This window comes from Candidatus Kurthia intestinigallinarum (assembly GCF_003991225.1).
Lineage (GTDB): Bacteria > Bacillota > Bacilli > Bacillales_A > Planococcaceae > Kurthia > Kurthia populi.
This window is the reverse complement of record NZ_JTFC01000006.1, coordinates 20763-42868: the sequence shown is the minus strand read 5'-3', so window position 1 is coordinate 42868 and position 22106 is coordinate 20763. Positions and strand designations below refer to the sequence as shown.

General features: G+C 39.6%; 18 protein-coding genes and 1 pseudogene. 2 read left to right on the top strand and 17 right to left on the bottom strand.

The features are described from left to right. Positions 1-189: 189 nt before the first annotated feature. From QI30_RS01370 to QI30_RS01360, 3 genes and pseudogenes are all read right to left on the bottom strand, one after another. A pseudogene (locus QI30_RS01370) lies at positions 190-1302 on the bottom strand (DEAD/DEAH box helicase); the annotation flags it as partial. A 152-nt stretch (positions 1303-1454) separates the two neighbouring features. Then, positions 1455-1619, bottom strand: coding sequence for a Fur-regulated basic protein FbpA (locus tag QI30_RS01365; protein ID WP_126989158.1), 165 nt, complete (start codon positions 1617-1619; stop codon positions 1455-1457). Positions 1620-1870: 251 nt separating this feature from the next. Continuing rightward, positions 1871-3625 carry a methyl-accepting chemotaxis protein gene (locus QI30_RS01360; RefSeq protein ID WP_126989157.1) on the bottom strand — a complete coding sequence of 585 codons (1755 nt, stop codon included), beginning with the start codon at positions 3623-3625 and terminating at the stop codon, positions 1871-1873. 175 nt (positions 3626-3800) lie between these two features. Here QI30_RS01360 and QI30_RS01355 point away from each other — a divergent pair, with 175 nt between their 5' ends. After that, entirely contained in the window at positions 3801-4661 is an 861-nt protein-coding gene (locus QI30_RS01355; RefSeq protein ID WP_126989156.1) for a YncE family protein, read from the top strand. A gap of 128 nt (positions 4662-4789) precedes the next feature. Here QI30_RS01355 and QI30_RS01350 read toward each other — a convergent pair whose 3' ends face one another. From QI30_RS01350 to QI30_RS01310, 9 genes are all read right to left on the bottom strand, one after another. Continuing rightward, on the bottom strand, positions 4790-5275 hold the full coding sequence (locus QI30_RS01350) for a DUF1456 family protein (RefSeq protein WP_126989155.1): 486 nt from the start codon (positions 5273-5275) through the stop codon (positions 4790-4792). Between the two features lie 136 nt (positions 5276-5411). Next, a complete protein-coding gene (locus QI30_RS01345; protein WP_126989154.1) occupies positions 5412-5783 on the bottom strand; it encodes a hypothetical protein in 372 nt (123 codons plus the stop codon). A gap of 243 nt (positions 5784-6026) precedes the next feature. Next, on the bottom strand, positions 6027-6536 hold the full coding sequence (locus tag QI30_RS01340) for a YfiT family bacillithiol transferase (RefSeq protein WP_126989153.1): 510 nt from the start codon (positions 6534-6536) through the stop codon (positions 6027-6029). 289 nt (positions 6537-6825) lie between these two features. Beyond that, a complete protein-coding gene (locus tag QI30_RS01335; protein WP_126989152.1) occupies positions 6826-8751 on the bottom strand; it encodes a PTS fructose transporter subunit IIABC in 1926 nt (641 codons plus the stop codon). Positions 8752-8763: 12 nt separating this feature from the next. Then, positions 8764-9666 (bottom strand): 1-phosphofructokinase, encoded by a 903-nt coding sequence (pfkB, locus tag QI30_RS01330; protein WP_126989151.1) that lies wholly within the window; start codon positions 9664-9666, stop codon positions 8764-8766. Beyond that, a complete protein-coding gene (locus QI30_RS01325) occupies positions 9663-10409 on the bottom strand; it encodes a DeoR/GlpR family DNA-binding transcription regulator (RefSeq protein ID WP_126989150.1) in 747 nt (248 codons plus the stop codon). Before QI30_RS01325 ends, pfkB begins: the two co-directional genes overlap by 4 nt. 278 nt (positions 10410-10687) lie before the next feature. Further along, complete coding sequence (gene rlmD, locus QI30_RS01320) at positions 10688-12049, bottom strand: 23S rRNA (uracil(1939)-C(5))-methyltransferase RlmD (RefSeq protein ID WP_126989149.1); 1362 nt, start codon at positions 12047-12049, stop codon at positions 10688-10690. Between the two features lie 91 nt (positions 12050-12140). After that, positions 12141-13067 (bottom strand): diacylglycerol kinase, encoded by a 927-nt coding sequence (locus tag QI30_RS01315; RefSeq protein WP_126989148.1) that lies wholly within the window; start codon positions 13065-13067, stop codon positions 12141-12143. Positions 13068-13222: 155 nt separating this feature from the next. Beyond that, positions 13223-13780 carry a thioredoxin family protein gene (locus QI30_RS01310; protein WP_126989147.1) on the bottom strand — a complete coding sequence of 186 codons (558 nt, stop codon included), beginning with the start codon at positions 13778-13780 and terminating at the stop codon, positions 13223-13225. Between the two features lie 113 nt (positions 13781-13893). On the opposite strand from QI30_RS01310, the gene QI30_RS01305 reads away from it, so the two are divergent. Then, positions 13894-15048, top strand: a complete 1155-nt coding sequence (locus QI30_RS01305; protein ID WP_233600501.1) for an MFS transporter — start codon at positions 13894-13896, stop codon at positions 15046-15048. A gap of 362 nt (positions 15049-15410) precedes the next feature. On the opposite strand, the gene gatB is transcribed toward QI30_RS01305, so the two are convergent. The 5 genes from gatB to ligA form a co-directional block, all read right to left on the bottom strand. After that, complete coding sequence (gene gatB, locus QI30_RS01300) at positions 15411-16847, bottom strand: Asp-tRNA(Asn)/Glu-tRNA(Gln) amidotransferase subunit GatB (RefSeq protein ID WP_126989145.1); 1437 nt, start codon at positions 16845-16847, stop codon at positions 15411-15413. 2 nt (positions 16848-16849) lie between these two features. After that, positions 16850-18310: an Asp-tRNA(Asn)/Glu-tRNA(Gln) amidotransferase subunit GatA gene (gene gatA, locus QI30_RS01295; RefSeq protein WP_126989144.1), complete on the bottom strand. Its 1461-nt coding sequence runs from the start codon at positions 18308-18310 to the stop codon at positions 16850-16852. A 20-nt stretch (positions 18311-18330) separates the two neighbouring features. After that, positions 18331-18624, bottom strand: coding sequence for an Asp-tRNA(Asn)/Glu-tRNA(Gln) amidotransferase subunit GatC (gene gatC, locus QI30_RS01290; protein WP_029500785.1), 294 nt, complete (start codon positions 18622-18624; stop codon positions 18331-18333). Positions 18625-18926: 302 nt separating this feature from the next. Continuing rightward, positions 18927-20075: a CamS family sex pheromone protein gene (locus tag QI30_RS01285; protein ID WP_126989143.1), complete on the bottom strand. Its 1149-nt coding sequence runs from the start codon at positions 20073-20075 to the stop codon at positions 18927-18929. A 15-nt stretch (positions 20076-20090) separates the two neighbouring features. Continuing rightward, positions 20091-22097, bottom strand: a complete 2007-nt coding sequence (gene ligA / locus QI30_RS01280; protein ID WP_126989142.1) for an NAD-dependent DNA ligase LigA — start codon at positions 22095-22097, stop codon at positions 20091-20093. Between the last annotated feature and the right edge of the window lie 9 nt (positions 22098-22106).

The following is a 22106-nucleotide window of genomic DNA, read 5'->3' as shown; positions in this document are numbered from 1 at the left end:
TTCATCATACTTTTCGAATGGGCGTTTGCCTTCGTCCTTACGAGTAGTGTCACCGTCATAACGTTTTTTGTACGGTTTATCGTCATATTTACGTTCTGAACGGTTATCATACTGCTTATTATAGTCTTTCTTTTTAGAATTGTCAGAGTTTCTGCCTTTTTTCGCAGGACCAGCTGAATAAAAACCTTTCCCTTTTACGAGACCGCCTTTATCCCAAATCTTTTCAGTCGGTTTTTCATCTAATGAACGGGTGATTTGTTTATATTGTTTTTCAGAAGGACCTACTAATAATGTTAGCACTTCACCGCTTTTTCCTGCACGACCTGTACGACCTGAACGGTGTGTGTATTGCTCTTGTGAAACCGGTACATCCACATGAATAACATGCGTTAAGCCTTCTACATCTAATCCACGCGCTGCAACATCTGTCGCGATTAGCACGCGTGCCTCACCTTTACGGAATGCATCAAGTGCTCTTTTGCGCTCTTCTTTTTTCATATCTGCATGAAGTGTCACGATTGGTGCTTGGCGGTAATGTAACTTCGTTTCTTTCATTAATAATTGATCTAAATTATTAACAAAAGCTATCGCACGTAGGCCTTCTTGGTTTGATAGACGGCGCAGCATATCTGTTTTTTCACGTTCTTGCATTTTAATAAATGAATGCGTCACAATACCTTGGTCTGGCATGTCTTCTAAGCTTACTTTGAAGCGTTTTGGCGTTTTCATTAATTGCTCTGCTACTAATTTAATTTCATCGGTAATTGTTGCAGAGACAACGACTACTTGACGGTCATGATTGGCCCCATCAATAAACTGTTTTACGATAACACGTGATTCACGGCCTAATAATTGGTCCCCTTCATCAAGAACGATGTGATGTAGTTCGTGTAATTTTAATTTTTTCGCACGCACTAATTCATTTAAGCGACCTGGTGTCCCAATCGCAATCGTCGGTTTTTTCTTTAATTTTTCAATTTGACGTTGTGTATTTGCGCCACCAATCAATGGGACAACAGTAATATCTGTACCGGCAATCCATTGACGTGCTACTTCGGTAATTTGCATACAAAGCTCTTGTGACGGAGCAACGATTAATGCTTGTGTATTTTTTTTCGTACCATCCACACGCTCTAAAATCGGTAATAAATACGCTAATGTTTTCCCTGTTCCTGTTGGTGATTCTGCTACTACATCATCCCCATTTAACATTGCCGGAATCATTTGATCCTGAATCGGCGTCGCCACATTAAACTTCCACTTTGATTGTAAATCTTCATTTAATAAATTAATTACTGACATATTTGTCTCCTTCTATGTTCGTACTTTCTACATATCTTTCTATTATACAAAAAAATAAGGTTTTGATATACTGCTTTCTCTTTTAAGCATTTCAACAAAAAAGCAGGAAGTGCGATTGTTTCACACTTCCTGCTTTTTATTAAACCGTTATATTATGCATGAACGGGCTTTATCGTATACTGCTGATACGCTTGAATTAATTCTTGTAATGTAGCTTGATATAATTGTTTACCATTAATTTTAAAAATACCTAAATCTAATAAATGATCGACTAAGTGATTTTTATTACATTCTTGGTCTTGTAATGTTTTTTTCATTATAATTTCCCCTTAAAACAGTTAATGTTCCTGTTATTTTTATTCCCATTTTCCAAATAAATTAACCACAAAACGCCTGTTTTATTTAAAATCTTTTATCGCACTCGTCAGAAAATAGGACGATTACTTATTGTTTAAGTTCCATACCCAACTCTATTTTAGAATGCTTTTATTGGAAAAACAATACAAAAGATGGGCATGCTATCCATGCCCATCTTTTATAGTTACGCATTTATCTATAATATTTTTAGTTATCTCTCAAATGGCTTTTTACGCGATACAATTTCATTACGTAAAATATTTAAGTTCTCAATAACTTCAGTAGAATTTTGTTCTACTTCTTTTAAATAGCTCTCTGCTTTTAATTTATCGCCATTATAATAAGCGCGCACCGCAAGCTTCGCCACCTCATGCACACGTGTAAATGGTTTCTCAAGCGCCTTAAATGCCGCATGATCACCTAAGATGTCTCGTCCTTGACCGTAATACCAATCGCCAAGACGTGTTTCACGCGTTGATTGAATTTCAGATTCCTTCATTGTCTCAAAACCAAGCAACAAGTTATAAATACGCCATCTCCATAATAAATGATCTGTAATCGCAAGCTCAATAATATCTTCCTGGCTAATAATAAAGTTTTTCGAAATCGTATCAACACGATATGTGTCAATCATCTTACTTAGCTTATAAATGGCATCCCCTGTTTGATTGACAATTTCTTTACTTTCTTCGGTGCTACGCGCAATATCGCGATTGCTTGCTGTAATCGTCTGTGCCGCCTGTGCTTGTTGCTGTGTTGTCGATGCAATCGTTTCAAAGCTTGAACCTTGCTGCTGCAGCGTTGTATTTAATTCAACAAGTGCTTTTGTAATGCTCGATGTATCATTTACTGTTTCATGTAAATCATGAGCCGATTTTTTCGTTAAATCATTAATATTTGTCGTAATTAATAATAAATGATTAATATCGCCTTGAATTTGCTGAATGGATTGCTTTGTATTGTCAGCAAGCTTACGCACCTCTTCTGCTACAACCGCAAAGCCTTTCCCTGCTTCCCCTGCACGTGCCGCTTCAATCGAGGCATTCAATGCTAATAAATTTGTTTGCTCCGCAATACCTTGAATAAAGCGCATTAATTCATTAACGGATTCTACGCGTTCTACTAGCTCCCCAACATGCTCTTGCACCTTCACCTGCTCTCGGTCCGTCGTCTGTAGCGAAGACGTAATGTTTTCAAGCGTTGAAATATCAGCGTTTAATTTTTGCAGTGATGTTTGCGTATCTTTTGCGACATCAACAACGGACATGGATACTTCATCAATCGATGACTCGAGCTGGTCCATCGAAGCATTTGCCGCAAGTACTGCTTGCTGCTGCGTATCTTGGAACTGGATTAGGTTTTTAATTTGGTCAAGCTGCGTATTATATTTAATAATATTTCCTAAGCCATTTACAATCGAACCTGCTTGAATTTCAATATATGTCTCAACAATGATTTGTTGGTCAATCGTCACTAAGCTATCGTACGCAAGTAAAACATCTAGCATCTTTTTACGATTTCGGCTATATTTATCCGTAATTAATGGAATAATTAGTTGATTCATTAATGTGTACGCTGAAATCATCCAGTTCGGTAATACCCCAATGCGCGCATGTGTATACGCAATTTTTCGACGCTTGAAAACATAGTCTAATGTTAAATCTTCCTCGAAGAGACTACGGAAATGTGCATCGAACACTTTTTTCAAATGATCGACAGTAGAATGCTCTTCAATCACCGTTCTAAAATCATCAATCGACATTAAATGAACATAAAATTGGTCTAATAGTTCAACGTTTTTTTCCAAATAAAGCTCTAGCAATTCATGAACATACTCTCGGCGCACTTTATTAAAACCTAGAAAGTCTAACTTCCCCTGGAAACGCTCACTCACAATAATGTCTGATTCTGACACTTTATTGAAATACTCATACTGCTCACTCGGACTTTTTGATTTAAATAACATACTTTTTCCTCCCGCATACCAAATTATATTTCCTTAAAAACATGCTATCTCGTCCCTTTTTCAAAAGACAATTCTTTACTGCAAATATACAAATAACGGTCATAAAATGATACTTTTTATATAAAATATTATATAATGGATGAGACAAAAAAACTATAATAATTGAGGTGCTCTTATGAAATTTATTACACGTTTTAATTTATTAATTAGTATTCTATTGTTATTTATCACAATATTTAACATTAACATGCCTATTACTAGCGCAAAAGAACAGAAAAATACGCTCACTTTCAGTAATGGTACAAAAGTATCAACGCTCTTTTTTCCATATCGAGATAAAGTAAACCAAAAAATCGGGACAGAACGCTCCCTTCAAGGAATGACAATTGATGCAAAGGGTAATTATTATTTAATGTATGCATTAGGTGATAAAACGACCTATGGCTATATTTATAAGTACAATAAGAAATTTAAGCTCGTAAAGATTAGTAAAAAATTACGCGTAGGTCATGGGCAGGCAATGGATTATCATAAAGGCTATCTATATCAAATCGTCGATGTTGTTGGCTCAAAAAATTATATACTACAGCGCATTGATGCGAACACGTTAAAAGTAATTAAAAAGTGGACGATTCCTGCTGAAATCCATCCAAATGTACTTGCGATGGAAAGCGACACAACAGCTATTGTCGTCTCAAAAACAACTTCTTCTAACGCCTTAGGTGAGGGCTATGAACTCAATCGATTACATATCGGTGAAAGCTTTAAGTATACAATTCGTCATCCACGTGAAAAACTACGCGTCGACGGCTTAATTGGTACAACAAAAGGAAAGGAAATCCAGGGTTTTGAGCGTACAAAAGACCGCTACTATATCCTTTCAAATGGTGAGTATACAAGCTTTAAACACGATGGTAGCGACCAGCAGACCGTTTCACTTCAAACAACTCGTGAGCCAGAGGGGTTACTATTTAACAGTAAAGGAAAGATGCTTGTACTCTTTAATAAAGTAAATGAAGTGTTTATCGAAAAATAAAAAAGAGGCTTTAAAACGACCGCTCCTATAAGCATAAAAAAACCGGAATCGCGCTGTGGCGCGGTGCCGGTTTTTCGTTTGGAAAGCTAAAAAGGAACATGACGTGTTTTGTCCCAGTCTCTTTTTATTTATTTACGATAACGTGCTGTTAAGCCGTTTAAGAATTTACGTGCGAATTTGTCACCACATTCTTTATAGTTACGGTGACTTGGGTTACGTAAAATCGCGCCAAGCTCGCCTTTTGATACGTTGATGCCACCATCATAAAAAACATCTAACACATCTTCTGTTGTCATTTGAAGTGCGATTTTCACTTTTTTAATCAACATATTATTCGCTGGTTCGCGTTGAGATTTCACCGCTTCTTGCCCTGGTTTTTTCTCTTGTGGACCCCGTTTTGTTGTGATTAAGCCATTTAAAAATGCTTCAAACATTTCGTTTGTGCATACTTTATAATTTTCTGGACGCGGCTCGTCATCTTTCACCTTTTGAAGCATGTTTGATACGTCTAAAGCCGTTAATGGTACGCCACCTAGTTTGAACATTTCAGCCACATCGCTATTTTTAATATTTAATGCATAGCGCAGGCGAATTAATAAATCGTTTGTTACCATATGATTGGTCTCCTTTATTGTACATCTTATTTATAAGAAGGATTATTTTTTACATAACTAGCTTATTGTAACACACTCTAAGCTTGCATTCCTTACGAAAGAAAAACAGACATCTTATCAATGCCTGTTTTATCATCTAATCATTTTTTTGAATAGTAGGCGAAACAACGGTTCCTTTAAAATCAACATCTTTCAATGCTTCTGCTACTTGTGCGCTCGAAATTTTCGAAATCGGCATGACAACAACCACTTCTTTAAATCCGAAAGTCTGATAGTAAAGGAGGGCTGATGTTAATGCCGATACGACATCTGATGCAAGAGCAGCTTGCATCGTTGCATCGATAATTAATTTGTAGTCTTCGACGACCACTTTATCAGCTGCATCATCAAGATCCTCAAAATACTCCAACACTACTTGCTGTTTAAAAAAACCGTTGAGTTGAGCAACTATTTCACATGCCTCTTCATCAATTGATATTTTATATTTTGGTTTATTTACAACAATCATGCCAAACTCCTTTTTAATACTTGTATAAGTTTTTCTTATTTTATTAGTTTTCTAGTATACGGAATTTGTCTCATTTTGTCGAATGCCATTTTTATATTTCGCTAACTATATAGGCATTTTCTTCTACTTCATGGCATTTTTTTCGACTAAAATACATTTATTACTCATTTTAAAAATAATTCGCTATTTCAAACGTTTTTTTAGTCACATTTTACTTTAAATCCATCAATACCCATTTATTTTTTAATTTTCAAGTGCAAGTCGTATATGAGCTAAATGATGATTCTCATGCCAGCTTAATTTAGCGATTTTTTTCCCTACCGTAATCTCACCATTTTCCGCATGTGTAAATTTACGCTGCAATTGTGCATCATTTAATGTGTGACCAAGTGCTACAATACGCTCATTTAGTCCTTCAAGAATCTTAATAGAACTTTCTACGGGTAGTTCAGTATCTGGCTCTACTGCCCATTTTTCTTGATTAAATGATGGTACGGTCGGATTGTCATCTGTTAGTGCGAGTTTTAAACGTTGATACATATTGAGCTGAGAATCCGCAATATGATGCACAAGCTGGCGCACATTCCACGCACCTTCCCGATATGTTTTGCTTAATTTCTCGTCACTCAAGCCATCGACAACTGCCCGTAAACGTGTCGTATACGTCGAAATATCCGCTAACCACTGCTCTACTTCATTCATCGTAATATGCTCCGGAACCTGCAATTCACCTATTGGAAACCTTACATCCATTATGAAAACCTCTCTTCTCAATGTATTTAACCTTATTCATATTCAATACCTTTGAGAGATGGCATGTAAACATGAAAAAGCCTCAACGCATACATCTTCACTTATCAATTTGCTTTTTATCTTTTCTTAAAAAACTGGAAGTACTTGAGATAATATAGTCATATTCTAAAAAAATGACCTCATTGGCAATTGTTTTACACGTATCAGAGGAATGCATTCAACGTAGAAAAGCAGCATGTTTGCATTGTGCAAACATGCTGCTTTTCATACGTACCACTTATATAATGATTTACTGCACAGAAGTATTTTTTTGAATCGTTACTTTTTTCTTTAGCAAGCCAATCGATACTGCTGATACTGCGGAGCCAATTAAAATGGCTAATAAATAAAGAAGTGCTTTTGGTAAGCCTCCATCCACAAGACCCATAACGAATATACCACCATGCGGCGCGCGTAATGCGATATCAAATAGCATCGTTAATGCACCTGCTATTGCAGATCCTAGCACGAAGGATGGAATAACTCGAATCGGATCTGCGGCAGCAAAAGGAATAGCTCCTTCAGAGATAAAACAAGCGCCAAGCACATATGCTGTTTTTCCTGCTTCGCGTTCTTGCTTTGTGAAGCGATTTTTAAAGAACGTTGTTGCTAGCCCTACTGCTAATGGTGGCACCATACCACCAGCCATTACCGCAGCCATCATATTGAAATTGCCACTCGATAACATTGCAATCCCAAATGTATAGGCTGCTTTATTAATAGGACCACCCATATCAACGGCCATCATTCCACCTAAAATCAAACCAAGAAGCAGCACATTTGTACCGCTTAATCCTTCTAGAAATCCTGTCAATCCAGTATATAACTTCGTCAATTGTGGATTGACGAGCATCATAATGATTCCTGTTATCCCAATGCCAAACAGTGGGAAGAATAAGACAGGCTTTAATCCTTCAAGCTGTGAAGGTAGTTTTTCAAATATTTTTTTGAGTCCTAATACGATATATCCCGCTAAGAAACCGGCTAGCAGACCACCTAAAAATCCTGAATTTGCACCAGCATCATTCGTCACTGTAATCGCTAGCAAGCCACCAACCATCCCAGGTGCAAAACCTGGACGATCTGCAATACTCATCGCGATAAAGCCGGCCAGTACAGGTACCATTAAGAAGAATGCATTTCCTCCCCCAATTGTGTTGAGCATTGCTGCAAATTCATTGTAGGAAGGATCATCCGGATTTGCTGAATTAATACCCCAAAAAAATGAAAGGGCAATTAAAATACCTCCACCAACGACAAATGGTAGCATATTAGAAACACCATTCATTAAGTGCTTATAAAATTGAAATCCACTTTTCCCCTCTGTTTGTGCCTCCACGTCACTACCGCCATCATGTGAATAAATTGGTGCCTCTCCAGCAATTGCCGCATCGAGCAACGCATCTACTTCATAAATAGCTTTGCTTACTTTCGTTTGAATAACCTTTTTACCGTTAAAACGGGCCATTTCAACTTTCGTATCAGCTGCTACAATGATGATATCTGCATCGGCAATTTCTTGCTCAGTCAACCGATTTTTCACACCGCCGGAACCATTTGTTTCTACTTTAATAGATACATTTTTCTCTGCAGCTGTTGTTTGTAGTTTTTCCGCTGCCATAAAGGTATGCGCAATCCCAGTCGGACAAGCTGTAACCGCTAAAATATGTTTACCTGCTGTAGGTACTCTTTGTGCATTAGACATTGGCTCTTCAACATCTACGCCTTCCTTTTCCTCAATTGCTGCTAAAATTTCCTCTTTCGTCGAAGCAGTCATCATTTTTTCTGTAAATTGCGGATCCATTAGAAATGTAGCAAGCTTTGAGAGCGTTTCTAAATGATCGTTATTTGCGCCATCATTTGCTGCAATCATAAAAAATAGCTTTGCTGGCTGACCATCTAAGGAATCATAATCAATGCCTGCTAACTGACGACCAAATGCGATAGCTGGTACTGCAACACCTGCTGATTTTGCGTGTGGAATGGCAATACCTTCCCCAATTCCTGTTGAGCTTTGTGCCTCGCGCGCTTGTAAATCTGCGATATAAGTTTCTTGATCACTCACCTTACCTGCATCCACGAGTACTTGTGCTAATTCTTCAATCAATTGATTCTTAGATGTTGCTTGTACGTTTAATTGAATCGTACTTGCTGTTAATAATTCGGTAATTCGCATAAAACTCACCCCTTAAAGTTTTTTTACAATTACTTTATTGACTAAATCTAAAATATCTTGCTCCTGACATAAATCTAATTGAAATGCTGTTGCACTACCGGCTGCAACGCCATATTGAAACGCTTTAAGCCATTCCTCAGTTTGGCAATATGTTGCAATCGTCGCTGCAACGACAGAATCTCCTGCACCCACCGTATTTACAACCTCTCCAACTGGTGCCGCCGCATAATATACTTGCTCTTCACTAACAAATAAAGCGCCTGCACCGCCGAGTGACACAATAACATTTTGGACGCCTAATGCCACAAGTCGTTTAGCATAAGGAATTGCCTCTTCTACAGTGACCAATGTCGTCCCAAAAAGTGCACCAAGCTCTTCTAAATTTGGCTTCACAAGTACCGGTTTATACGGTGCGATTTCATGTAGCACTTGACCTGCAATATCCGCGACAAGCTTTACATTTTTTTGTGCAAGCATATCTAACAATGCTTTTAAATCCAAGCCCTCCGGTACAGTACCTGATAAAACGAACCAATCATCGCTTTCTAAGAGCGCAATCTTATGTAGCAGTTGCTCATACATAGCAGTTGTAATCGTAGGTGATGGTCCATTTAATTCAGTCTCTACATCCGATTTAATTTTCACGTTAATTCGTGTCATGTCATTCGTTTGAATAAAATCTGTTTGAATATGTTGCTCATGTAACATCTGCGTTAAATAATTACCCGTAAAGCCACCCACATACCCTAAAGCGGTTGAGGCTGTATGAAGCGTCGTTAATACGCGGGAAACATTAATACCTTTGCCACCTGGTAAATAATTTACTGATGTTGCGCGGTTTAGTTTTCCGGTTTCAAACCGCGCCACATATGGTGTGTAATCAATAGCTGGTGAAAAAGTACATGTATAAATCACGCACGTAACACCTCCGTCCTTTTCTCAAGTTGTTCGTATTGCGCATCTGTTAGTCCACTTGTAATTAAAATAGCATCTTCTAAATCACCAAACTTAGCAAATTGACTGAGGCCAAATTTAGAGTGGTCGGCTACGATATACGCCTGTTTTGACTGCTTAATAGCTAATTGCTTCAGCGTCGCTTCCTCAGAGTCAGCGGTCGTATAGCCTTGTAGCTCTGAAAAGCCATTCGCTCCGATAAAGGCACGGTCAAAATAGTACTGCTGAAACTGTGTGATTGCTTTGGCACCAATGACTGCCTGCGTTTTCGCCTTCACTTTACCCCCAATGATAACGGTTTCAATATTTTGCTCCATTAAGAGCGGCACATGCATTAAGCCATTTGTGACGACGGTAACATTTTTATTGACGATATGTGGAATCAAGTGAATAATCGTCGACCCTGCATCTAAATAAATGCATTCACCATATCGAATATGCTGAGCGGCCAGCTTCATAATCTCTTGTTTTTCAGTTAATGATTCATCCGACTTTTCTAATAAGCTTTTTTCACTAAGTAGTGGCTGATTTAAAGTCGCGCCTCCGTGAAAGCGGTCGATTAGCTGCTGTTTATCAAGCTCTGTTAAGTCACGGCGTATCGAAGACTCTGACGAATTTGTAAATTCCATGAGTTGCTGTAAAGACGCAGAGCCATATTGTCTTAAATAGGCTAAAATCTGCTGTTGGCGTTCTGTAAAATTCACGGTCTTCACCTCTTCTATTTATTTGTACTTGATTTTAAACGAAATATTCTGTAAAATCAATCAATTTTCTTTCAAAAACATTCATTTTTATAATTATTTCTTTCAAAAACATTCATAAATCACTCAAAAATGATGATACACGTAGGATTACATCTCTTCTAGAAGTGCATAGTAGCCAGTCCTTTAACATTTCTTACAACGGTTAGCCAAGCACTTCATTTAATTGACATAAAAAAACCGCGTTAAATGCCTAATAGACATTTAACGCGGTTTTTATCTTACGCCAATTCCAACCAAGCAACTGCTTCACAGTGTGCTGTGTGTGGGAACATATCAACTGGCTGTACTTCTTGTGTTTTGTAGCCACCGTCTTCTAGTACGCGTAGGTCACGTGCAAGTGTTGCAGGGTTACATGACACGTAGACGATGCGTTTTGGACGCTCGCTTAAAATCGTTTCAAGTAAGGCATTGTCGCAGCCTTTACGTGGTGGATCGACCATTAGGACGTCCGCTTCCTTGCCTTCTTTAAACCAGCGTGGGATGACTTCCTCTGCTGGGCCAGCTTCAAAATACGTGTTCGTAAAGCCGTTTAATGCGGCATTACGTTTCGCATCCTCAATGGCTTGTGGCACGATTTCTACACCCATTACATGCTTCGCTTGTTTCGCTAGGAATAATGAAATTGTCCCGATACCACAGTAAGCATCGATCACTGTTTCTTCGCCTGTTAGCGCCGCATAATCAAGTGCTTGCTTGTATAATACTTCCGTTTGGATTGGGTTCACTTGATAGAATGAACGCGCTGAAATTTCAAAGCGTACATCGCCAATATGGTCCTCAATCGTTGTGTCACCCCATAGGCAAATGGTGTCGTCACCGAAAATGACATTCGTATTATTCGGATTGACGTTTTGCATAATTGATTTCACATTTGGAACTAATTTACGGATGGCCTCAATGACAACATCCTTTTGTGGGAATTTACGTTTTTTCGTTACAAGTACAACCATTACTTCATTTGTAGCACGCGCTTTACGTACGACAACATGGCGCAGCTGCCCTTGCTTTGTTTCTTCGTTATATGGTGTTAGCCCAAGTGCCCAAAGCTGTGGTTTTAAGCCTTCTAAAATCGCATCTGCCTCATCTGTTTGGATTAAGCAGCGATTCGTATCGACAATCGCATGTGATTTCGTACGGTAAAAGCCTGCAACTGGCACATCTCCATTCATACCAAATGGAATTTGTGCTTTATTGCGGTAGTTCCACGGCTCTGACATCCCTTTCGTTGGATGGACAGGCACGTCGATTTTAGCGATACGCTGCATGACATCACGGACCATTTTGCGCTTCCACTCAAGCTGACCTTCGTAAGATAAATGCTGAAGCTGACAGCCGCCACACATGTTAAATACAGGACATGGTGGCTCTACGCGATTTGGCGATGGCTCCGTAATGTCTACTACTTTCGCAAAGCCATAGTTTTTAAGCGTCTTCATCACATGGACCTCGCATGTTTCATCCGGTAGCGCGCCTTGGATAAATAATGGATAGCCATCTACTTTCGCGACGCCCGCTCCGTCATGCGTTAAATCTTCTATATAAACAGTTAATCGATCATTCTTTTTCACTGGTGCAGTCATTCAATTCGTTCCTCCATTTCAATTTCTCTATTGTATCACGAATCCCAATGAAAAAGGAGGTATCCAAACTCAGTTGAATACCTCCTGCTTTTTATTCTTCTATTTCAAGTACACGGTCTTGCTCACGAATTTCATCAATCGGTACGAATAGCTCAACATGACGTTTTAAGTTTCTAAATTCTGTCGGCGCATCGCCACCATATTCACCGTCTAAGTTGATTAACACACGAGCATCCGATGATACTTTTACATGGTCCGCTTTCGTATAAATCACATGCGGGTCTTTTAAATGCTCCCCGCGTACAGCAAGTGTCACAAGACGTACGAACTCGGCAATATTACATTTTTTCAAAATAAATACCGTAAACTGTCCATCATTGATGCTTGCGTCGGGTGCAAGTTTCTCAAAACCACCTACTGAATTGGATAAACCGATAAGGAACATCATCGCATCGTCGTCAAATACCTCGTCATTGTATTCAATGCGCATTTTTGTAGCCTTTACTGACGGCAACATTTCAATTCCTTTTAAGTAATAGGCAAGCTGTCCAAGCATCGTTTTAAGCTTGCTTGGCACTTCATATGTTAGTTCGGTAATGCGTCCACCAGCGGCAATATTAATAAAGTAACGGTCATTCGCCACACCGACATCGACTGGAATCGAATCGCCTTTAATAATAATATCGACAGCGGCATTAATATCGCGTGGAATATGCACAGCACGTGCAAAGTCATTTGTCGTGCCCATTGGAATAAGACCTAGTTTCGGGCGCTCCTCAAATTCACTAACGCCAGCAACCACTTCGTTTAATGTACCATCGCCACCAACCGCAATAATAATATCAAAGCCGCGCTCTACCGCATGTTTGGCGGCAACTGTCGCGTCTCCTGCACAAGTAGTGGCGTGACAAGATGTTTCATATCCTGCCACTTCAAGTTTTTGTAGAACTTCGGGCAAATGTTTTTTAAATAACTCTCGACCTGATGTTGGGTTATAAATGATGCGTGCTCTTTTCATAACTGTACCTTCCTGTTTCTAAAAATTCTGTCCAAAATCACGAAAACAGGCCCCCACTTCTTGCTACGTGCACAAAAAAGAGTCAGCCTGACCTTTTAACAATCTTTATCATTCTATACCTAAATGTTTTGTTTCTGCAAATCTACTACTTCACTTCACAATATATTCAATAAAGTCGTCCTTAAATCCTCATACACATACTGCCAAAACTGTTCATTCGATGCATACTCTTCACTTAGTGTCATAAATAATTCGCGCTGTTTCATCGAAAATTCATCATCTGTTTTTGGTGGTAAAAGTGCCCATTTCGCCATAACAAATGCCTGTAGCTCTGGTGCACGTGGCCCCCATTGTCCGATAACTTCTCCCGCTTCGTTTAAAAATAAATAAAGTGGAATCGACCGACTACCATTCGTCAAATACGCGTCCATTAATTCGATATACTGATCGCGCATCACACAGCGTACATCGAGCTCGGCAGCTTCTGCGATATTACGCAAGATGGCATTATTCATCATAGCATCGCCGCACCAATCTTCTGTGATGACTAAAATATGTATGTTTGCTCGTTTTACTGCTTCGATAAACTCAGGGTCTTCTGGTAAGTCAAATGCATTGTAGACGCGGTAACTATCGTTTTTAAGTGTTGCCATATTACTCATATACGTAGCCAAATCGACGCCCTGCTCAAAATAATGTTGTTCATTTAACATTGTGAACCCCCCTTTGTCATTTTTATTCATTATAACAAATTTCCACACGGCATATAAGCATGCTGTATACATGACGGTTTTTGTTCGGTACAATGATTTGTTGAAAGGGTATGGTGACCTGCTTGAAAAAAACAACAGTTCTTTTAAAAGGCTATAATTTTTTATTCTTCGGTATGCTGGCAATGTTTATTCCATTTTTACCGGTCTATTTACAATCTGCCGGCTTAAATACGAGCGAAATCGGTCTAATTATTGCGCTCGGCGGGATTGTGACTGTCATCGCACAACCATTATGGGGCATGATTAGCGATAAGCTCAAAACGGTTCGTAAAATCTTATTAATTCTTGTCGCGATGACAGCCGTTTTTGGCTACTTTTTATATCAGGTGGATAGCTTCCTATTGCTTGTACTCCTAGCAATGTTCGTCTATTTCTTCTTAATGCCACTTGATCCATTAACGGAATCATTAACGTTCACTACAACTGAGACGAATGGTATCAGTTATGGTTCCGTCCGGACATATGGTTCTCTAGGCTATGCGGTGTTATCACTGGTTATCGGTTATTTAACAGATTGGTTTGGCATGGGTGTAATTGGCTTATCATTTGTCGTCATCGGCATTATCTGCTTTGCCATCGTGTGGAATATTCCAGACGTCCCGGCATCGTCTGCACCTGTAACGCTAAGTAGCTTAAAACAAGTTTTAACAAACAAAGAAATGATTTTATTTTTAGTATTAATTTTTATTAGCTCGATTCCTGCACGAATGAACGATACGTTTTTAGGAATTCATATTACGACGCTTGGTGGCGCCAATAATCTAGTCGGCATCGCCTTCTTTATTTCTGGTGCAAGTGAGATTGTCGTCTTTGCGCTAAGCTATATGTGGCTCAAGCAAGGCAAGGAGCTGCAATTAATTACTGCAGCGATTTTCTTCTATGCCCTACGCTTTTTCCTAACGGGCTTTATTGATGACCCAAAAATGATTGTCATGCTACAAGTACTTCAAATGCTGACATTCCCTGTATACTATACTGCGGCGATTCAGTATTTATACCGTATTATGCCTCGTGAATGGCGTTCGACAGGACAAACCGTTCTCGCGCTCCTATTCTTCGGTGTATCCGGCATTATTTCCTCCTATATCGGAGGAATTATGTACAATGACTTCGGTGGTACAACATTTTATTATGTTATCGCGATCATTTCATTTATTGCCGCAATCTACGGCACTGTGCTTGTCCTACGTAGTCGTAAAACTGCATAAACAGAATAGAAAAAAGCCCACAGTCTCAAATGAGATTGTGGGCTTTTTAGACGCATTTTGATGGTAAAATTCCGGCCATCGAGTACTAGAGAAATCATTGATTTCATGCCGTCATAAGGATAGATGGTCCTCTAACATGTCATCTATCTTTCAAAAACAAGTGTGTTCAACACTGCAAGGAAGTCAAGCTAAGTTCGCCGTCGTCCTGACGGCAACGCTTGCCGACTACTCATCCTGAGTAGTCTATCCGGTTTCACACACTAGCACTTCGGGTCATTTCTTTCCTTCCGACGTGACGAAAAACGTCACTTGTCAGGAAATCAAAATGCCCTTCAGTGCTGAACAAGTGTGTTCAACACTTATTATCGTTTTTGGATTTCTTCTAATAAGATTTTATTAACCATTTGTGGGTTGGCTTTACCGCGAGTAGCTTTCATAATTTGACCAACTAAGAAGCCAATCGCACGATCTTTACCGTTTTTGAAGTCGATGATAGATTGTTCGTTGTTATCAAGGATTTCCGTAATCATTGGTACAAGCGCGCCTGCATCAGAGATTTGAACTAACCCTTTTTCTTCAACGATTTTCTTCGCATCGCCACCGTTTTCGATTAATTCTTTAAATACTTTCTTCGCAATTTTAGAAGAAATCGTACCGTCAGAAATTAATTTAATCATGCTAGCAAGGCCAGCTGGTGTTAATGCCGTATCATGTAATTCTTTTTGTTCTGCATTTAGGTATGCACTTACTTCACCCATTAACCAGTTAGAAGCAAGTTTCGCATCTGCACCTTCAGAAACTGTGCCTTCAAAGAAGTCAGCCATTTCTTTAGAAAGTGTTAATACGCCGGCATCATAAGCTGGTAAGCCCATTTCTGCTACGTAGCGTGCTTGACGAGCATCTGGTAATTCAGGAATCATAGCGCGTTCTTGTTCTAACCATGCATCATCGATTACGATGTCTACTAAGTCAGGTTCTGGGAAGTAACGGTAATCGTCCGTACCTTCTTTGACACGCATAAGAATTGTTTTACCTGTTTTCTCATCGAAACGACGAGTTTCTTGCTTGATTTCGCCACCAGCGTTTAATACCGCTTCTTGACGTTGTGCTTCATACTCAATCCCTTTACGAACAAAGTTGAATGAGTTTAAGTTTTTAAGTTCTGTACGTGTACCGAATTCATCTTGACCGTAAGGACGGATTGAGATGTTGGCATCACAACGTAGAGAACCCTCTTCCATACGTACGTCTGAAACGCCTGTGTATTGGATGATTGCTTTTAGTTTTTCAAGGTATGCATACGCTTCTTCCGGTGTACGGATATCTGGCTCAGATACGATTTCAACTAAAGGCGTACCTTGACGGTTGTAATCGACTAATGATGAGTTTGCACCATGCGTTAATTTACCAGCATCTTCTTCCATGTGGATACGCGTGATACCGATACGTTTTTTCTCACCGTTTACTTCGATTTCTAACCAGCCGTTTTCACCGATTGGTTTATCAAATTGTGAAATTTGGTAAGCTTTCGGATTATCAGGGTAGAAATAGTTTTTACGGTCGAATTTTGTATGTTGGTTGATGTCCATGTTAAGAGCTAGTGCTGCGCGCATTGCGTAGTTTACTACTTCTTTGTTTACAACTGGTAAAACACCTGGGTAACCTAAGTCGATTACAGATGTGTTTGTATTTGGTTCAGAGCCGAATTGGTTAGGAGATGGAGAGAAAATTTTAGATTTCGTTTTTAACTCAACGTGTACTTCTAAACCAACGACTGTTTCATAATTAGTTGATGCCATTGTTATTTTACCTCCCAAGTTTGAGGTTTTGCGTTGTGGAAGTCAGTAGCTTTCTCGAACGCATCTGCTACGCGGTAAATTGTGCCTTCTTCGAAGTATTTACCGATGATTTGTAAACCTACAGGCATGTTGTTATCGAAACCACAAGGGATTGAGATAGCAGGTACGCCAGCTAAGTTAATAGGAACAGTTAAGATATCGTTTGCATAGACAGTCATTGGATCGTCTAAGTTTTCGCCTAGTTTGAATGCAGTTGTTGGTGTTGTTGGTCCAACGATTACATCATACTCTTCGAATACTTTATCGAAATCTTGTTTGATTAATGTACGAACTTGTTGTGCTTTTTTGTAGTAAGCATCATACGTACCAGCTGATAATGAATACGTACCAAGCATGATACGACGTTTTACTTCATCACCAAAGCCTTGTGCACGCGTTTGTAGGTATAAATCTTCTAAGTTATCTGCTTCAGCACGGAAACCGTAACGGATACCGTCAAAACGAGAAAGGTTAGATGATGCTTCAGAAGAAGAAATGATATAGTAAGCAGCTAATGCATATTTAGAGTGTGGAAGTGACACAGTATCAACTGTTGCGCCAAGTTCTTTTAATTTTTCAATTGCAGCAAGAACTTGTGCTTTCACGCCTTCTGATACACCTTCTGCTAAGTATTCTTGAGGTACAGCAACTTTAAGACCTTTGATGTCACCAGTTAATTGGTCAACATAGCTTGGTACTTCTACGTTTGCTGAAGTTGAATCGTGCTCATCCACGCCAGCGATTGCTTCAAGTAATAAAGCGTTGTCGCGTACGTTGCGTGTGATTGGTCCGATTTGGTCTAATGAAGACGCGAATGCTACTAAACCGTAACGAGATACGCGGCCATATGTTGGTTTCATACCGACTACACCACAGAATGCTGCTGGTTGACGAATAGAACCACCTGTATCAGAACCTAATGTGAATGGTACTTCGCCAGCTGCTACTGCTGCTGCAGAACCACCTGAAGAACCACCAGGAGCACGGTCAAAGTCCCAAGGGTTATGAACTTTTTTGATTGCTGAGTTTTCGTTGGCAGAACCCATCGCAAATTCATCCATGTTTACTTTACCAACTGTAACCATGCCTGCTTCACGTAGTTTTTCCACAACTGTTGCGCTGTAGATTGGGTTGAAGCCTTCTAAGATTTTTGAAGCACATGTTGTTTCAATGCCTTCAGTTACGATATTATCTTTCACACCGATAGGCAAACCAAATAGTGGTCCACGTTCTTCAAATGGTACTTGATCTTTTTCTGCAGCTTCTTGTTCTGCAGCTTCTTTGTTTAAAGCTAAAAATGCGCCTACTTCGCCGTCTAAAGCGTCGATGCGTGCATATGCTTCTTTTGTTAAATCAGCGATTGTAATCTCTTTATTTAAAAGAGCTTGTTGTAATTCAGCTGATGTTTTATCAAACAATGACATCATTGTGCCTCCTTGTAAAATTATTGAGCGATGATTGGTGGTACTTTAACTAAACCATCTTGTTGTTCTTTAACGTTTTTCATCATTAAATCGCGATCAAGACCTTTAGCAGGAATATCTTCGCGGAATACGTTGTGAACTGGTAGAACGTGCGTAGTTGGTACGACGTCTGTTGTATCTAATTCTTGTAATTCGTTCGCAAAGTCAGTGATTGCGCCTAATTGCGTCGCAAACTTTTCTGCCTCTTCGTCCGTAATCGCAAGACGAGCTAATTTCGCTACGTGTTTTACTTCCTCTACTGAAAGTTTTGCCATGTTGTACACCTCCAAATTCGATAACCATACCGATAATAATATCATTTCTATGATTGTTTAATCAAGACACTCTAATTCACTAAAGTGTCGGCCAATCCTTGTAAATAAAGGGTTTAAAGCTTTTTTATGCCAATTAGGCAGGAATGCACTTTAAACGACACTATCAAATTATACAATGAATTGTCTGAAAAAAATCATTCTTTTCAAAAACGATTGTTGCAGTTTAATGAAAAGTTGTCTAGTCATTTCCAAAAAAAAATAAGAATCACGCCTTCGCGCAATTCTCATTGTCATGTTACAAGCTAGTCATTGTAAATATGCACATATGGCTCAGCTTCGCCAGAATCTTTTACAACGAGCGCTTCTGGTTTATTGGACGATGTGATACTAATTTCTACTTGTAAATCTTTTTTAAATTGTGATGATACAGCGCTTGAAACATATTGTACGAAGCCAATCATTTCCCCTGTACCATTAAATTTAACTGGAATCTCAATTGATAAACGTTGGATTTTGCCATCTTTGAAGAAGCCACGACCAATTACATTGGTGTTGTTTGTAAAGTACGTATCAATGTCATCTTTAAATGTATTAAAGTTGTCATTTGTTTCGCTGTACTTGTCATCTGTGCTATCCGTTGGGAAACGCACATACTCCTCATCAACGGTTTCCCATTTTTGAAGAGAGGACGAACCTTCCCCAGCTGTGGCAGTTGCAAAATAAGTGCCTGGCACAATGTCTTTATGGCTCAATTGTTTATATAAACCAACTGTAATCGGCACATTCCCTAAGCCGTCCATACTACGTAGACGCTTCACCATTTTTTGTGCGATTTTTTTACCATTCTCTAAAAGTTGTGCTTGTGGAATTGCTTCCTCATATGTCGCACCGTACGCTTCTTTTTGATAATAGTAAACGGAGTTCATAGCTAGACCAATTGAAATACCGCCTAGTTTCACTTTTTTGTCGCCAGTTTTTGTTAAATAATTTTGTTCGATTACATGCGCTACATAAATAGGAGCTTTTGTGGCGCTTTCTTCAGGATTCATTCCTTTATTACTTGGGTTTAAGCCTAATTTGTCTACATTGCTGCGAGAAAGCCAGCTCTTCATTGTTTTTGCATCTAAATATTGGCCTTCTTGGAAGTAATATTTATCCGTCGGGAATTGGTTTAATGATAAACGCATTAAACCGGTTTCCGCTTCCTGAATATCGTAGCGAGAATAAATATTTGATACGATTAATCCACGTGACGCACTCTCTTTATATGGTAGTAGCGTACGGTAATATTGGTCATCAATTTGCATGCTCGGAATGATTGTTGATTCTGAACTTTTAGAAGTTGTTTCAGTCGTTGTTACTTCGGAGTTTTTGTTAAACGAAGGTAGACTACAACCTGCTAATAAGGCAGTCGCAACCATCGCCGGAATCCAGCGAAGATGTCGTTTCATAGTATGCGATCTCCTTTACTCTGATAATTCTTCGATTAGGCGTTCTTCGTCCCATACGACAATGCCTAATTTTTCGGCCTTGTCGAGTTTTGAGCCAGCTTCCGCACCAGCAATGACCAGATCTGTCTTTTTGCTGACGCTCCCTGTTACATTTCCACCTAATGCTTCTATTTTCGCCTTTGCTTCGGAACGTGTCAATCGTTCAAGTTTCCCTGTTAGGACGATTGTTTTGCCGTTAAAGTTGCTATCGGTTTCAGATGTATCTACTTTTTTGCCAGTATACGACATATTGATCCCTGCATCGCGTAAACGTGATAGCAATTCTTGCACCTCTTCATTCGCAAAATATGTCACAAGAGAGGATGCCATTTTTTCACCAATTTCAAATACTTCTGTTAGCTGTTCCTCTGTCGCAGCCATTAGTGCATCCATCGTTTCAAAATGCGCTGCTAAAATTTTCGCTGCCTTTGAGCCGACATGGCGGATGCCTAACCCAAACAATAAATGCTCTAGTGAATTTGCTTTCGATGCTTCCACTGCATCGATTAATTTTGTCGCAGATTTTTCACCCATACGCTCTAGCTGAATTAGTTCGTCCATCTTTAAATGATATAAATCCGAAACATCCTTCACTAAGCCTTCACGTAAAAGTTGTGCGACCACTTTCTCACCACAGCCATCAATATTCATCGCATTACGTGATACAAAATGCGCTAAGCCCTCTGCAATTTGTGCGAAGCATTGTGGGTTCACACAGCGCAGTGCTACTTCATCTTCAAGGCGCACAAGCTCGCTATCACATGCCGGACAGTGTGTCGGCATCGCGTATGGTGCCGCATCCTCTGCACGTTGGTCAAAGAGTACCTGCTTCACCTCTGGAATAATGTCGCCCGCTTTGCGGATAATCACATGGTCTCCAATGCGAATATCTTTTTCGCGAATAATATCTTCATTATGCAGTGATGCACGTTGTACTGTCGTCCCTGCAACAAGCACAGGCTCAAGAACAGCTGTTGGTGTTACAACCCCTGTACGACCAACCGTTAAATCGATATCGAGTACCTTCGTGACAACTTCTTCTGCTGGGAATTTGTACGCAATCGACCAGCGAGGAACTTTTACAGTGTTGCCAAGCTCTTGTTGTTGGTCATAGTCATCAACCTTAATTACGATACCATCGATTTCATATGGCAATGTCGGACGTTTCTCCGTCCATTCCTCGATATATGCAAATACCTCATCTAATGATGTACAAATACGGCGCTCGTGATTTGAACGGAAACCTAATTCTTCTAAGAAATCAAGTGCATCACTATGACATGTAAGACCAAACTCCTCGCCATTTGTACCAAGTGCATACATAAATGTTGAGAGATTACGGCTTGCTGCGATTTTAGGATCTAGCTGACGTAACGAGCCAGCCGCCGCATTACGTGGGTTGGCGAATAAGTTTTCTTCGCGCTCGGCACGCTCTTTATTTAAATTATTAAATGAACGTTTCGGCATGTAGCACTCACCGCGCGCCTCAAGCGTTACAGGTTTCGTTAAACGAAGTGGTACGGAACGAACGGTTTTTAAGTTTTCGGTAATATTTTCACCGATTGTCCCGTTTCCGCGTGTAGCGCCTTGTACGAAAACGCCATCGACATATTTTAATGAAATCGCTAAACCATCAATTTTGAGCTCACAGACGTAGCGGAAGTTATCACCGATATTTTGGCGTACACGCTCATCAAAGGCACGTACATCTTCCTCGCTAAATGTATCACCAAGGCTTAGCATCGGATGGTCATGTGTGACTTTTTCAAACGCTGTTAATGTTTGCCCACCGACACGTTGCGTTGGAGAGTCTGGAAAACGTAAATCTGGATATTCCTCTTCAATCTCGATGAGTTCCTTCATTAATTGATCATAAATTGCATCCGGAACAGTTGGCGCATCCAAATCATAATATTCGTGACCGTATTGTGTTAATACTTTATTTAATTCAGCCGCGCGTTGCTCTAGCTGTACTTTTTCCACATGAATTCC